The 13,831-nt window shown below is 60.1% G+C and carries 12 protein-coding genes and 1 tRNA gene; 4 read left to right on the forward strand and 9 right to left on the reverse strand.

Annotation, left to right across the window (positions count from 1 at the left end; genetic code table 11):
• Window positions 1-57: 57 nt before the first annotated feature.
• Window positions 58-1,473, forward strand: a complete 1,416-nt coding sequence (cysS, locus tag IY73_RS05670; protein ID WP_053962235.1) for a cysteine--tRNA ligase — start codon at window positions 58-60, stop codon at window positions 1,471-1,473.
• Window positions 1,474-2,439 (forward strand): 23S rRNA (guanosine(2251)-2'-O)-methyltransferase RlmB, encoded by a 966-nt coding sequence (gene rlmB, locus IY73_RS05675; RefSeq protein ID WP_053962236.1) that lies wholly within the window; start codon window positions 1,474-1,476, stop codon window positions 2,437-2,439.
• Here the strand turns inward: rlmB and IY73_RS05680 are convergent.
• The 3 genes from IY73_RS05680 to IY73_RS05690 are packed head-to-tail and all read right to left on the reverse strand — an operon-like array spanning window position 2,420 to window position 5,167.
• The gene (locus tag IY73_RS05680; protein WP_053979216.1) at window positions 2,420-3,220 is read right to left on the reverse strand and encodes a metal ABC transporter permease; all 801 of its coding nucleotides are present in this window, start codon (window positions 3,218-3,220) and stop codon (window positions 2,420-2,422) included. The two genes, rlmB and IY73_RS05680, sit on opposite strands and share 20 nt — an antisense overlap.
• 37 nt (window positions 3,221-3,257) lie before the next feature.
• Window positions 3,258-4,076: a metal ABC transporter ATP-binding protein gene (locus IY73_RS05685; protein ID WP_053979061.1), complete on the reverse strand. Its 819-nt coding sequence runs from the start codon at window positions 4,074-4,076 to the stop codon at window positions 3,258-3,260.
• 47 nt (window positions 4,077-4,123) lie between these two features.
• Window positions 4,124-5,167: a metal ABC transporter solute-binding protein, Zn/Mn family gene (locus IY73_RS05690; RefSeq protein ID WP_053979062.1), complete on the reverse strand. Its 1,044-nt coding sequence runs from the start codon at window positions 5,165-5,167 to the stop codon at window positions 4,124-4,126.
• 329 nt (window positions 5,168-5,496) lie between these two features.
• Here IY73_RS05690 and IY73_RS05695 point away from each other — a divergent pair, with 329 nt between their 5' ends.
• Window positions 5,497-6,576 (forward strand): LacI family DNA-binding transcriptional regulator, encoded by a 1,080-nt coding sequence (locus IY73_RS05695; protein WP_053962239.1) that lies wholly within the window; start codon window positions 5,497-5,499, stop codon window positions 6,574-6,576.
• A 90-nt stretch (window positions 6,577-6,666) separates the two neighbouring features.
• Here IY73_RS05695 and otsB read toward each other — a convergent pair whose 3' ends face one another.
• The 5 genes from otsB to IY73_RS08475 form a co-directional block, all read right to left on the reverse strand.
• Entirely contained in the window at window positions 6,667-9,273 is a 2,607-nt protein-coding gene (otsB, locus tag IY73_RS05700) for a trehalose-phosphatase (RefSeq protein ID WP_053962240.1), read from the reverse strand.
• Between the two features lie 88 nt (window positions 9,274-9,361).
• A complete protein-coding gene (locus IY73_RS05705) occupies window positions 9,362-10,147 on the reverse strand; it encodes a hypothetical protein (RefSeq protein WP_053979063.1) in 786 nt (261 codons plus the stop codon).
• Window positions 10,148-10,281: 134 nt separating this feature from the next.
• A complete protein-coding gene (locus IY73_RS05710; RefSeq protein WP_053962242.1) occupies window positions 10,282-10,983 on the reverse strand; it encodes a helix-turn-helix transcriptional regulator in 702 nt (233 codons plus the stop codon).
• 3 nt (window positions 10,984-10,986) lie between these two features.
• Entirely contained in the window at window positions 10,987-12,531 is a 1,545-nt protein-coding gene (locus IY73_RS05715; protein WP_082345487.1) for an alpha,alpha-trehalose-phosphate synthase (UDP-forming), read from the reverse strand.
• Window positions 12,532-12,533: 2 nt separating this feature from the next.
• Complete coding sequence (locus IY73_RS08475) at window positions 12,534-12,707, reverse strand: hypothetical protein (protein WP_172621863.1); 174 nt, start codon at window positions 12,705-12,707, stop codon at window positions 12,534-12,536.
• A gap of 130 nt (window positions 12,708-12,837) precedes the next feature.
• Between IY73_RS08475 and IY73_RS05720 the strand changes: the two genes are divergently transcribed.
• Window positions 12,838-12,913: transfer RNA gene (locus IY73_RS05720), tRNA-Thr, on the forward strand.
• Between the two features lie 88 nt (window positions 12,914-13,001).
• Here the strand turns inward: IY73_RS05720 and IY73_RS05725 are convergent.
• The gene (locus IY73_RS05725) at window positions 13,002-13,817 is read right to left on the reverse strand and encodes a hypothetical protein (RefSeq protein ID WP_053962243.1); all 816 of its coding nucleotides are present in this window, start codon (window positions 13,815-13,817) and stop codon (window positions 13,002-13,004) included.
• Window positions 13,818-13,831: the final 14 nt, after the last annotated feature.

Below are 13,831 nucleotides of genomic sequence, written 5' to 3' on the forward strand. Positions count from 1 at the left end.
CGTGGTAAACACCCTGGAAAGTGTCTTTACGCGGCGGATTCCTCTAAAATTGACCGTGTGACCTTGCGACTTTATGACACTGCTAGCCGAACCATCCGCGACTTCGAGCCCGTCACACCCGGGCACGTCTCCATCTACTTGTGTGGAGCGACGCCGCAAACCTATCCGCACATTGGCCATGTGCGTTCCGGCGTAGCGTTCGACATTCTCCGCCGCTGGTGCCTTGCGAAAGGTAACGACGTCGCCTTTGTCCGTAACATCACCGACATTGACGACAAGATCCTCACCAAGGCAGCTGAAAACGGCCGTCCCTGGTGGGAATGGGTGTCCACCTTTGAGCGCGAGTTCACCAAGGCCTACAACATGCTGGGCGTGCTGCCTCCCTCCGTAGAACCACGCGCCACCGGGCATGTCACCCAAATGGTGGAGTACATCCAGCGCATTATTGACGAAGGCTACGCCTACGCCGCCGAGGGCAACGTCTACTTTGACCTCGCCAAATGGTCCAAGGACCCGAAGGGCGACTACGGTTGCCTGTCCGGCCAGAAAATTGACGACATGGAAGAAGGGGACTCTGCCGGCACCGGCAAACACTCTCACCTTGACTTTGCCCTCTGGAAAGCCGCCAAGCCCGGCGAACCCAGCTGGCCCACCCCGTGGGGGCCGGGACGCCCCGGTTGGCACATCGAGTGCTCCGTCATGTCCACCACCTACCTCGGCGCTGAATTCGACATCCACTGTGGGGGCCTGGACCTGCAGTTCCCTCACCACGAGAACGAGATTGCCCAGGCCCACGGCGCGGGTGACGGCTTCGCCCACTACTGGCTGCACAATGGCTGGGTCACTATGTCCGGGGAAAAGATGAGCAAGTCCCTCGGCAACACCCTCTCTATCCCCAACATGCTGGAAAAGGTGCGCCCCGTGGAACTGCGCTACTACCTGGGCTCCGCCAACTACCGCAGCATGCTCGAGTACTCTGAGGAAGCCTTGCAAGAAGCCGCCGTCGGCTACCGCCGTATTGAAGCCTTCCTCCAGCGGGTAGTCAGCCGCACCGGCAGTGAACCCCAGATAACCACCTGGACTGACGCATTCGAGCGGGCACTCGACGATGACCTTGGCGTGCCTGCTGCCCTTGCCGAAATTCACACCCAGGTGCGGGCTGGAAATGCTGCCCTGGAATCCGGGGATCAGCAGCGAGCCCATGAAATCGCTGGTAACGTCCGTGCTATGGCAGATGTGCTGGGTATTGACCCGCTGTCCGAGCAGTGGCGGGATAACAGCACGTCCACTAGTACCCGCGCCATGGAGGCGCTGGATGTGCTGGTGGGCGCAGAACTTGACCGACGTGCCGCCGCCCGCGCAGAAAAGAACTGGGCGGTCGCCGATGAGGTGCGCGATCGCCTCAACGAGGCCGGTATCGTCATCACCGATACGGCAGCTGGGCCGGAATGGTCCCTGCAGGAGGAGAAGTAAATGGCAGGCAACTCTGGGCGCCGTGGCGCCGTCCGCCGCGCCGGTACCAAAAAAGGCCAGGTAAAAGGGTCTGGGGGGAAGGGTCGTCGGGCTCTGCAAGGCCGGGGTGCCACCCCTAAAGCGCAGGATCGGCACTGGTATGCCGATAAGCAGGAGCGCGTCGCCCGTAAACGGCAAGTCGGCCAGCGTCGCCGCAACGTCAATATGCGTGACCTGCCGGAGATGGTGCTGGGCCGTAACCCGGTACTGGAGTGCCTGCGAGCAGAAGTCCCCGCCACCGCCCTCTACATTGCACAGGGCACCAGCAACGATGATCGCCTCACCGAAGCCATCAACACCGCCAAGGCGCTAGGACTACCCATCCAGGAAGTATCCCGCAAGGAACTCGACCGACTCTCCGAGAACGGCATGCACCAGGGTATTGCCCTGGAGATTCCGGCCTACGAATACGCTGATCCTGCCGAGCTCATCGACATCGCCCGGGAGAGGGGGGAAGCACCTCTCATCGTGGTGCTCGACAACATCACCGACCCACGCAACCTAGGTGCGGCGGTGCGTTCCACTGCCGCCTTTGGTGGGCACGGTGTAGTGATTCCGGAGCGCCGGAGTGCCTCCATGACGGCGGTGGCATGGCGTACCTCTGCGGGTACCGCCGCCCGTCTGCCCGTCGCACGCGCCACTAACCTCACCCGTACGGTACAGGCCTTCGCTAAGGCTGGCTGCCAGATTGTGGGGTTGGATGCGGGTGGTGACGCGACCCTGGACACCTACGACGGCAGCGGTCCCGTAGTAGTGGTGGTCGGTTCCGAAGGGAAGGGTATTTCCCGTCTCGTGTCGGAGAACTGCGACTCCATTATGTCCATTCCGATGGCCAGTGACGTGGAGAGTTTGAATGCCTCCGTGGCCTGTGGTGTAGTGCTGTCCGAGTTTGCCCGGCAGCGGCGCCTTAAGCCTTTTGCGGGATAACTCGACAGATGAGGTAGATGAGGAAGCTCAGGAAGGTCACAAAGACCGACAGGGGCACTCCCGGGGCGAGCGACAAGAGAATGCCGCCCACCGCCGAAATCTCCGCGAAGACTACTGAAAGCAGTACCGCCATGCCGGGGCGCTTCGTCACTTGGAGAGCTGCTGCGCCTGGTGTTACCAGTAGGTTGAGCACCAGCAGGGCACCCACAATCTGCACGCCCTCTGCGGCCACCAACCCCACCAAGACTGCGAACACTCCGTTCACCAGCCGTACCGGCACACCCCGGGACTCGGCCACATAGTCGTCTACAGACGAGAACAGCAGCGGTCGACCAATCACCAGCAGTGTCACCACAACCACCACCGTCACCACCCCAAGTGTGGTCAGGTGGCTGTCGGAGACACTGACAATCTGGCCGGTGAGCAGCGAGAACTGGCTTCCCGTACGGCCAGGGTAGAGATGGAGGAAGAGGACGGCCAGACCGAGGCCAAAGGACAACACCACCCCAATGGTGCTATCTCGCTCATGCGCCTTCTTTCCCATAATGCCGAAGATGAGGGCGGCGATAACCGATCCCACAATGGCACCCACTCCGACGGACGCACCGATAAGGAGTGCCGCCGCCGCGCCGGTCAGGGCCAGTTCGGAGGTACCGTGGACGGAGAAAGACATTTGCCGCATCACAATGAACGGGCCGATAAGGCCAGAGATGAGGCCCAACAGTACCGCCGCGATAAGGGCATGCTGCACGAAATCATAGGTAAGCAGGCGACTCGTCATCGACCAGTCGACAAAGCCGGAAAAGAAGGTGCTCGACTCATTCACGGGGCGCCTCCTCGGTACCTACCACCACAAGCTGGCCCGCTACGCGCGCCACGGTGATGGGGGAACGGAAAAGCGCGCTAAGCGTCTCCGACGTCAGCACCTCGTCGACCGGGCCAATACGATGCCCGGCATCCGTTAAATAGAGAACGCGATCCACAAAGGGAAGGATCGGGTTGATTTCGTGGGTGACGAAGAGAACCGCCGTGTGGTGTTCGCGTGCCTGCCGTACGATCAGTTCCACCACCCTCTTCTGTTGGGTGAGGTCCAGGCTCAGGAGCGGCTCGTCACACAGCACTACTGTCGGGTTGGAAACGAGTGCCTGGGCTGCCCGAATGCGCTGCTGCTCGCCGCCGGACAGCGTGCCCACCGCCCGGTCCGCGAACGCTTGTGCACCCACCTCGGCAATGGCGTGGTCCACAAGTTCGCGGTTGCGGCGCCGAGCCGAGAGTCCCGCCCACCCCCACTTGTGGCCATCGATACCCATCTGAATGAGATCCCGGCCCCGCATGGGTAGGTCGGCATCCAAGGTCCGTTGCTGCGGAATGTAGCCGACGGAGGGTAGCCCTCGCCGTACCGGTTCACCATTCACGAGTGCGCTTCCGCGGGTGAGGGAGGTGAGACCCAGGATGGCGCGCAGCAGGCTAGTTTTTCCGGAGCCGTTGGGGCCCAGGATAGCGATGAATTCACCGGGGTGGACTTCCAGGTTGAGGTTCGTCCAGAGCGTGCGGGTGTCCACGCCGCTAGGGCCGGGGTGACGCAGCGGGACGTCAAGGCCGGCCCCATACAGGGTGAGAACAGGGGATGGGGGCATAGGGAAGTCACAAGAGGTGGTGGCGTGGAATGGGGTGCTGACAGTGGTTACTTCACGCCAAGGGCAGTGGCGAGAGCTTCCACATTGTCGAGCATCCAGGTGGTGTAGTCCTTTTTCTCGGGCAGGGTCTCGGTGAGATCGACAACGGGAATGTCATTCTTCTCCGCCAGTTTGCGCATCTCCTGGGTGGTAGAGTTGGCATTCTGCGTGTTGAAGAGGAAGACGTCTACCTTCCTTCCCATGATGGCGTCGCGCATCTCGGCTACCTGTAGGGCGGACACGTCAGCGCCTTCTTCAATGGCTTCGGCAAAGCCGTGGGGGGTGGCGTCCACCATGTCAGCCATATCTACTAGGTGGGTGGCAAGGGGCTCAGTCTGCAGGAAACGAGCGTGGTCACGCTGCTTCTCGATCTTCTCCAGAACAGCCTTCACCTCGCCGATACGTTGGGCGAAGTTCTTTTCATTGTCTTGGTAGGTGGTCTGGTTGGCGGGGTCGAGTTCGCTTAGTTTCTTGGCGAGGTCAGATGCGAGATCGTTGGCGACGTCCACGTTGTAGAACACGTGCTCGTTGGGGGCACCAGGGGTGTGGTGGTGATGGTGCCCGGCATGCTCGTCTTCAGGGGAGTGCTCGTCGGCATGTTCCTCAACGTAGTCGGCCTCGTTGTCAATGAGCTCATTGTCGGGGTCCGGCAAGCCGTCGGCTTTGGTATCGCCTTTCAGGAAACTGTAGGCATTGATAATTTTCTTCTGGTCCTGGTTGGCAAGGGCCTTCACGGCGAACTCGTCGTAGCCACTACCGTTCACGATGGCAATGTCAGCATCCTGCAAGGTGGCGATATCTGTGGGGCTTGCCTCGTAGGAGTGTGGATCCGCAGAGGGGTCCTTGATGATGGAGTGGACGGTCGCATGCTCGCCGGCAATAGCCTTGGCGATGGAACCGTAAACATTGGTGCTGGCAACAATGCTGATGCCTTCAGCCTTTGAGGTAGAAGAGCTATCGCAGGCGGTGAGGCCACCCATGCCTACAGCGGTGGTGAGGGCGAGGAGGCTGGCGGTGAGGCGACGGCGGAAACGGGGGAGATGACCGGACATGTGGTTCCTTTCCGAGAAAGTCTGCACTTCAATGGTAGTTTCTGGAAACATCACCAACTAATGCGTATTGGCGTATATCTGCCGTTTTCGCGGTCCTCCAGCGAAAAAACTGTCTGTTATCTGGCAACAATTGCGAGAGGGGGCAGTGTCCGTGCCGTCCAAGCCGACCATAATGAAGACATCTCAGCGTTGCGTGTGGCGATGGAGGCCCCTGTCTCTGTGCTGTGAGTTACTCACCTGTTGCCACTCCGTGGGAACAATCGCTCCGTGGTCGGAATCTGATCCAAGGATCGATCAAGTCGAGGAATTATTTTAGGGATACTGTAACCATGCCGAAGTCCAGGTCGAAGCGTGCGACCCTCGCCTCTCTCGCTGAGGAATTGAACGTTTCCCGCACTACCGTCTCCAATGCCTATAACCGGCCAGACCAGCTGTCGGAAGAACTCCGCATGCGTGTCCTGGAGACTGCCAAACGTCTGGGCTACCCGGGCCCAGATCCAGTTGCCCGATCGCTGCGCACCCGCAAAGCCGGGGCCATTGGGCTGCTCCTTACTGAAGAGCTTGCGTTCGCCGTACGGGATCCTGCCGCCGCCCAGTTCCTCTCCGGCCTTGCCGAAGCTTGTGGAGCACAGGAAAGCGGCCTCACCCTCATTCCTGCCTCTGAAGTAGGGGACCCCAGCCGCGCCGCCAATGTCGTCCATCAGGCGAGCGTCGACGGATTCGTCATCTATTCTGTGGCAGAAGAGGACCCGTATCTGGAAGCTGTTGTCGCCCGCAATATGCCTATGGTGGTGGTGGATCAGCCGGCGGACCTGGAAGGTATCCCCACTGTCTCCGTCGACGACTATGCCGCCATGAAGACGCTGGCAGACCACATCTTCGATCTTGGGCACACGCGGGTAGCGATCCTCAGTATTCGTCTTAACCCAGTTCACCACAACGGCCCAGTGTCTGCGGAGGATGCTTGTAATGCGCGAATGCACGTGCAGGCCACCCGTATTAGTGCGGTGCTTGACTCCGCTGCTGGGCATGGAATCGATGCGGACGATGTGGTGATCTTCGAAAGCTTCGAAAACAACTACTCCTCTGGTGGTTGTGCTGCAGCGGAAGTGCTGAAATCACACCCGGAGACCACGGCGCTGCTCTGTACTTCTGATGTGCTGGCGATGGGGGCCATGCAATACGCCCATGATCAGGGTATTTCCGTGCCTGAAGAGCTCACCATTACTGGCTTTGACGGTATCCAGGAGGCTATCGAGCGAAAGTTCACCACTGTTGTGCAGCCATCGGAGCGGAAGGGGCTGCGTGCGGGTGAGCTGCTGTTCGCCAGCGAGCATGGACCGGTGGAATCGGAACGCCTGGAGTGCTGTTTCCAAGTTGGAGAAACGTCCGCTCCACCGCGCGCTTAACGTGTTGTGGCTTTGCGTATCCTCATCTAGTCATAACGAACCCCGCAGTCCTACGACCGCGGGGTTCGTCACTAGGTAATATTCTTTTGTCTATCGGCCGGGGACGGTGGCAACAATGCGCTTCACCGTGCGGTTGCGAACATTCTTGCGATGTTGCTTCCGGTCTCTCTTAGTGAAGTGATCCTCGGCGAAGCGGTCACGCTCCTCGCAGAGGTAGTCGATGGCAGCCGCGGCAATGAGTTCATTGTCCACACGGTACTGTGCGGCTGTCTCGCCCTCGCCTACCTTGACCGTGATGATCTCGGTAGCGGGGCAGGCGAGGCGGGCCGGCAGGCCGGTGAAGATGTGCTCGTCGGTAACGTCATCACCTAGGTAAAGAACAGCATCCGCGCCCTTTTCCCAACGCTTCGCGATGGATTCCAGTGCCGCATCTTTTGTGGCGCTGATGACGGCAAATTCCGACACCATCTTGCCTCGGGCCACGGTGACTCCGGGGATGGCTGCAAGCCGATCTTCCAGGGCAGCAGCCTGCTTGGCCGCATTTGCGGACTTCTTGGCAGTGCGGATGTGAAGGGCTACCGCATACTTCTTTTCCTCAACGTGGGAGCCGTGGATGAGCTTGGATGCCTGTTTCACTTCCTCGGTGAGGTGTTTGAGGAGTGCTTCCTGTTCTTTGCTGAGATCCTGCTCTTCATCGGAGATTTCCGCACCGTGCGAGCCCACTAGGGTGACTTCGCGGCTTACCGGTGCCACCTTGCGGAGGCTGGCAAGGTCGCGGCCACTGACTATGGCGGCCTTGGTGTGGGGGACATCTGCGAGAATTTCCAGTGCCTCCAGTACGCCGGGGATGGGCGTGGATTTCTTCGGGTTACTCACTAGCGGGGCGAGAGTGCCGTCGAAGTCGGTGGCGACGAGTAGGTGCCGGCGGGTGGCGGCCTGGTCGAGGGCAACCATCAGCGGAATTGGGATGGAGTGCTTGGCGTTGTTGAGGGCTTCTTCGTCCTTCTGGGACTTCACGGTGTGGAATCCGGGAGCCCAGAAGGCAAGGATGATAGCGGTAACGATCTGCAGGATGGCCAGCACGATAGAGGCCCACATTTGGCCATCGACGAAGGCGGTTTGAGCGTCGCTGACCAGTTTTCCAGCGAGTTGCTGTGTCATCGGGTTGTGGGTGAGTTGTTCGGCGACGGATTGGGCGCCTGCGAGGCCACCGGTGATGGCGTCGTGTGCCTTGGCGCCGCCACCGGGTTGTCCTGCCCCCATCTGTGCAGCCATGTTGAGCGAGTCGCGTACCTTGTTGGCGATGCTCGTCACCTGGTCACTGTAGAAGGTAGTGAGGATTGAGCCGGTGAGGGCAATGCCAAGGGCGGCACCGATCTCGCGGGCGGCATCGTTGACGGCTGAGGCTACGCCGTACTTCTTCTCGGGGGTTTGTAGCATGATGGCGGTGGTGGCCGGGGCAGCAGTGAGACCGAGGCCCGTCGCGAAGATGAGCATGTGGACGGTTATGTACCAGTAGCCGGTATCGCGCGTGACGCCGATCATCATGAGGAGAGCAGCCGCCAGGATAAGGTGACCCAAGACGAGCAGCCACTTCTGGCCGATCTTACGGGTGGCCCAGATGGAGATGAGGGCGAAGATGATGCAGGGCGGGACTAGAGGTGCCATGGAAAACGCGGATTTAATGGGGCTGTATCCCTGGATGAGCTGCATGAACTGCACCAGCGTGTAGAAGACACCGAAGGTGGCGGCGAACTGCACGAGGAGGGAGAGGGAACCGGAACCGAATCCGCGGTTGGCGAAGAGTCGGACATCCAACAGCGGGTGGTCACACTTTAGCTGCCAGGCGATGAAGCCACTAATGAAGGCGATGGAGGCAATGAAGCACACGATAATGCCGGGGTGGCCCCAGCCTGCTGTCGGGGCTTCGATAAGGCCCAGTACCAGTAGCGCAATGCCAATGGCGGAGAGGACGGCGCCTAGCGGATCAAAGCGTGGAGGGTTTTTTTCCTTGCTTTCTTCGATGGTGAAGGAACAGATGGCAATGAGTGTGGCGAAGGCGGCGAGGGCGACGAAGATGCCCTTCCATTCAAACTTCAGCAGGATGACGCCGGAGCCCACGAGGCCGAGGACGGCGCCGACGCCAGCACTGGCGCCCCAGATGGCGATGGCGAGAGGACGCCGGCGACTGGGTACTCGGGAGGCCAGAATGGAGAGGGTGGAGGGCATGACGAAGGCGGCACCCAGGCCGGAGACGGCGCGGGCGGCAATGAGGGCGTTAGCGGTGTCCCACCAGATAGGGACGAGGCAGCCGATGGTAAAGACGATGAGGCCGCCGATAAAGACGCCTTTACGGCCGAACCGGTCACCGATTGCACCGGCCGGCAGGAGGAGCCCGGCGAGAGCGAGGGTGTAGGCGTCGACAATCCAGGTGAGCTGGGATTGACTGGCCTTGGCGTCCATGGCGATATCGGGGAGGACGGTGTTAAGAGAGGCCATTGCGGCCATAACGAGGACGACACCAAAACACGACACAACGAAGAGCCAGATGTCATCACTAGTGTACTTATCGGGATTCCCGATCCGGTAGAGTTCGCGGAGTTCCTCTCGGTTTTTAAACCGAAGCTTTTTCGCGACAGCCTTCTCGCGCTTTGCCTCGAGCGCGATAGCTTTCTCTGGAGTTTGAGAGCGCTTCATAGTCGTCTTCTATCGGTGTTATATTGTGGATATTTTCCAGCTGTTTCCAGATTAGCGAAGTATGTAATACCCGGCTACGGGTTGCGGCCTAGGCTGCTAGACCAGGTAACTGTCCGGAAACTATCATGGTGGCAGGGCACTCATTGCCCGTCACATAGGTAGCGTAGGTACCCCATCCGCTGGGGTGAACTTCCACCCAGGTGCGCACACAGGTGCGGGGGTGGTCGGCGCTGAACGCGGAAGATCCGGCCAGCGCACCTCCCATAGCCGCTACCGGGTCACCAAGGATGGGGACGGCTGAGCCGGCTTGGGTCATCTTTTCGCCAATCTGTTTTTTGTGCAGTTGCACAGTTTGTTCACGGGTCAAGCTGACCACGATGATGAAAGGCTTGATGGGGCCGGCGGGACTCATGACAGGCACCCCGAGCGGGGCGTATTTACTGTCGAGGTTGGTTTGGGGCAGGACGCTGCCAGGCTGGATGGGAGCGGGGTAGGCAAGAATGGGAGTGCTGGGAATCACCTGGGGAGGAGTGGCGGGACTGACAGTCCGACTACCGTTCGGGAGAGCGGGAGTGAGCGCGATGGTGCTGCCGTCGGATCGGGTGGAGAGAGTATCGTCCGAGGCGTTGGGAGTGGTGGCAGGAGCAGCACCTTCACCATTCTGTTGGGTGGTGGAGGTGACGGTGGAGGAGGACTGAGGGGCGGGGGAGTTGGTTGAGTCGTCGCAGCCGCATCCACTCAGCATGGTGGTACCGACCAGGGCGGTGGCAACCAGTGCGGTGATGGGTGCACGGAAGCGTCGTTGGCGTCGGCTTGCGGGGATGGGGTGCACCTGGGAAGCGGAACTCAACGGGCTGCGGCGATTGCGGAACATGGGACTCCTGAGAACTGGTTGTTAGCCCTAATGCTACTGGAGGGGGAGTATCTCTACGCGGTGTCTCGTCCGTAATTTAGCTTTCAAAATGGGGTCCTGCAGGTGAACTGCAGGACCCCATGGCGAAGAGTTTTTTAGACGACGTTGGTGAACGCTTTGGGAAGGAATTGCACGCAACTGGTGCCATCCTCCCGGCTGACGGTCTTGCAATCGTCCAGGCTGTGTCCGGTTCCCTCGACCACGCCACGCAGGACACCAGCGTGAATCTCGGAGAGCAGGTTGCAGCGGATTTTATCCTCCAGTCCCAGTGGGCAGCTACCCAGCGTGAGAGTATTGGAGGAACTGTGCCAGGATGCGTCGAAGCCCCAGTCTTGAGCAAGTCGCAGGAGCTCGAGGTAGAGCGGACGTTCCGAGTTGAGGGTGGTCGCCAGGTACCGTCCCATCTTCTCTCCCATTCGGCGGGCCTCCACTTCGGGGAGGGGGGAGGTCTCGTCGAGGTGATCGAGCAGCATGACGATGAGGGCGTTGGAGGTGCGACGATCCGGAGTGTCGGTGTCGCCCGGCGGTGTCATGTAGGCGATGGCTGGCCGGCCTCGCCCCGCATGCGGCACGGTTTTACGGATCAGAAGGCCTGCCTCGACCAGGGCGGCGAGGTGGTCTCTGATGGTATTGAGATGAAGATGGAGTTCGCTGGCGATTTCCCGGGGTTGCATCGGCGCATCTGCCTCTCGGATTGTGTCGAGAATCAGTTTGCGGCGCGGCGGGAGCTCATTTCCAGCAGGGTTTGCAGGGGGGAAGGGGTATCCCGGACTCTGCACTGCGCCAAGCTTGGCCATTACCTATTCCTTTAATTGGGTATTCACTTTAGGCGTCGAGTTCTCTGGGAGAGCATCTAAGAACGAACGAGCCCACCGGTTGACATCGTGAGTGAGAACCTGGCGACGGAGAGCCCGCATACGGCGGCGGCGATCCTCGTCGGGGTCCGTGAGCGCACTCATAATCGCATCTTTCACACCTTCGATGTCGTAAGGATTACATAAGTATGCAGATCGTAATTCACGGGCTGCACCTGCGAACTCGGATAATACCAGAGCTCCGTTACCATTGGTGGTAGCCGCTACATATTCTTTGCATACAAGGTTCATGCCGTCTTTCAGCGGGGTCACAAGCATGACATCCGCACTGCGGTACAGTGCCAGCAGCTCTTCAAATACAGCAGATTGATGCAGGTAAGATACCACGGGTTTGCCGACAGTACCGAACTCGCCATTAATACGAGCTACCTTCTCCTCCACCCGGGAGCGCAACTCCCGGTAGGCGTCTACGCGCTCCCGGCTGGGGGTGGCCATTTGCACAAAGACGAACTTGTCAGGATCAATCCGGCCTTCTTTGAGAAGCTGATGAAGTGCTTCCAGTCGCACCTCAATGCCCTTGGTGTAGTCCAGGCGGTCTACACCCAACGCAAGTTTCTCAGGGTTGCCGAGGCTGCGGCGCAGTTCCAGACCACGACGGCGGATGGTCTGTTTGCGGGCGGTGGAGTTGAAACTGGGGGAGTCGATGGAGATGGGGAAGGCGCCTACGCGGACAGAGCGGAGTCCGCCTTCACCATCGGGGACAGCCACTTCACCGTAGTGGCCAGGGGTGTTGATTTGGCCGCGGGTGATGGCGTGCTTGCGGCGGACGAAGGTGAGCCGCTGGAAGTTGACGGCGTCGTGGGGCAGGTGGAAGCCCACCAAGTCCGCACCGAGCAGGCCGTCGATGATCTCGTCGCGCCACGGCAGCTGGTCGAATAGCTCCAGCGGTGGGAAGGGGATGTGGAGGAAGAAACCGATGCGTACGTCGGGGCGAAGCTCCCGCAGCATTTGCGGCACCAGCTGCAGTTGGTAGTCGTTCACCCAGACCATGCCGTTGGGGGCGGCCACTTCGGCGGCTCGCTCGGCGAAGCGTCGGTTCACTTTCTGGTAGCTTTGCCACCAGTCTTCCCGGTAGGTCGGGGGGACGATGCAGTTGTGGTAGAGGGGCCACAAGGTGTCGTTGGAGAAGCCTTCGTAATAGTGTTGAACTTCGTCGGCACTGAGGGCGAGGGGGACGACGGTACTGCCATTCTGTTCGAAGGGTTCGGGGGCTGCGTCGGGGACGCCGGGCCAGCCGATCCAGGCACCGTGGTTTTTGCGGAGAATGGGTTCGAGAGCGGTGACGAGTCCACCGGGGCTGCGCTTCCACTCTTGGGAGCCGTCTTCATTGGTGACGAGGTCGGTGGGAAGCCGGTTGGCAACGACGAGGAAGTCGGCACACTTAGTGGCGTCGACGTGTTTGACGTCAGCGACGTCGACGGTGTTCTGGGAGCTTTCTGCGGTTTCGTTCTGGTCGTTAGTGCCCGTCATAGTTACTCCTCTGAGTCGGGCAGTCCCACCCCAAGCATGTTCATGAGTTCGAGGCTTTCCTCGGGGTTCTCCGCGTAGCCAGCGACGACGCGGCGGGCACGACGAGCTGTTTCCTCTTCCAGAGGGCCGTAGTTGTCGTGGTTGGTATGCGTGATATCGCTAGTCTTCGGAGGCATAAACACTTTCCTTAGATGAGTGTGTAATTAGTTACATGGTAGGTGAGTGAACTGCTTTTTCCCAGTGAGGAGAAAGAGTTCGTGAAATTCCTGTCTGACGGGCTTTATCCATTAGGATAGGGAAAGCCTTGCTAGAGTGGCGCAATTGGTAGCGCACCCGACTTGTAATCGGAAGGTTGCGGGTTCAAGTCCCGTCTCTAGCTCCAGAAGTAATAACACTGTGGGGCGCTCCGTGCGATGGAGCGCCCCACAGTCGTATGGTCACTACGGTGTTTTGTCGGGGGTGGGTCGGTATTAGGCAGCGGGGGTAACGGTGGCGGTGCTGGTGGCACCCGCAGTGTCAGAGGCGGACCCGGTGGCTGGCCCCGTCGTAGTAGGCTGCGGCGATTGCTGTACGAGTAATTGCTTGCACTCGGAGAGGTTTTCGATGCGTTCGCGGGTCTTCTTATTGCCCATGCCGATGGCGGAGGTGGATTTGGAGACTGCCTTGGAGTAGCGCTCGTAGACGCTCTTCAGTGCGGCGGCCAGTTCATCCATTTCCGCCTGGGTGCGGATGGGGTGGGCTCGCAATTGCTTGGCGCGCTCGGTAAAGACCTTGTCACCTTCGCGCAGCACATTCACCAGGTTCTGCAGGTCCTTCTTCTGTTTTTCGGAACCCTTCATCATCACCGAGCTGGTGTTGAGGGTGAGGGCGGCGTCGCGGAAGTCGGCGGCTTGCCGTTCCAGGGTGGAGCTCAGCCGGTCGAGATATGTCTCGGTGTTTTCCCCTTTGTTGATGTTAATGGCGTCGGCATCCGCCACGATGGTGTTGTGGACGGGGCAGAAGCTGGTCCAGAATCCGAGGATGGAGGTGGCCGGCAGGGCCTCGGGGGTTTCCCGGCTGTCTGGACGGTTATCGACGAAGGTGGTGATCGCCAGGATGAGGATGATGACGAGTCCGAAGGCGAGCCCTGCAAAGATCTTCTTGCGCCGGGCGGAGCGGTATTCGGAGGATTCCTCCTGCGGTGCCGCGTCCTGTGCCGGGGTAAGGGAGGGGGCACCGGGGCGTCCGGTGGGCTTGTCCTGCTGTGGACGGTTCGGCTGGACGGGGGGCTGTGCTGGAGTTGTCATGATTCCTCGGTCAT

This window comes from Lawsonella clevelandensis (genome assembly GCF_001293125.1).
Lineage (GTDB): Bacteria > Actinomycetota > Actinomycetes > Mycobacteriales > Mycobacteriaceae > Lawsonella > Lawsonella clevelandensis.

Bases quoted from the DNA above. Each gene is read 5' to 3' on its own strand.
- IY73_RS05710 (WP_053962242.1), bottom strand. From the start codon at position 10,983: ATGGCCAAGCTTGGCGCAGTGCAGAGTCCGGGATACCCCTTCCCCCCT.
- otsB (WP_053962240.1), bottom strand. From the start codon at position 9,273: ATGAAGCGCTCTCAAACTCCAGAGAAAGCTATCGCGCTCGAGGCAAAG.
- rlmB (WP_053962236.1), top strand. From the start codon at position 1,474: ATGGCAGGCAACTCTGGGCGCCGTGGCGCCGTCCGCCGCGCCGGTACC.
- IY73_RS08475 (WP_172621863.1), bottom strand. From the start codon at position 12,707: ATGCCTCCGAAGACTAGCGATATCACGCATACCAACCACGACAACTAC.
- IY73_RS05680 (WP_053979216.1), bottom strand. From the start codon at position 3,220: ATGACGAGTCGCCTGCTTACCTATGATTTCGTGCAGCATGCCCTTATC.
- IY73_RS05690 (WP_053979062.1), bottom strand. From the start codon at position 5,167: ATGTCCGGTCATCTCCCCCGTTTCCGCCGTCGCCTCACCGCCAGCCTC.
- IY73_RS05715 (WP_082345487.1), bottom strand. From the start codon at position 12,531: ATGACGGGCACTAACGACCAGAACGAAACCGCAGAAAGCTCCCAGAAC.
- IY73_RS05695 (WP_053962239.1), top strand. From the start codon at position 5,497: ATGCCGAAGTCCAGGTCGAAGCGTGCGACCCTCGCCTCTCTCGCTGAG.
- IY73_RS05685 (WP_053979061.1), bottom strand. From the start codon at position 4,076: ATGCCCCCATCCCCTGTTCTCACCCTGTATGGGGCCGGCCTTGACGTC.
- IY73_RS05705 (WP_053979063.1), bottom strand. From the start codon at position 10,147: ATGTTCCGCAATCGCCGCAGCCCGTTGAGTTCCGCTTCCCAGGTGCAC.
- IY73_RS05725 (WP_053962243.1), bottom strand. From the start codon at position 13,817: ATGACAACTCCAGCACAGCCCCCCGTCCAGCCGAACCGTCCACAGCAG.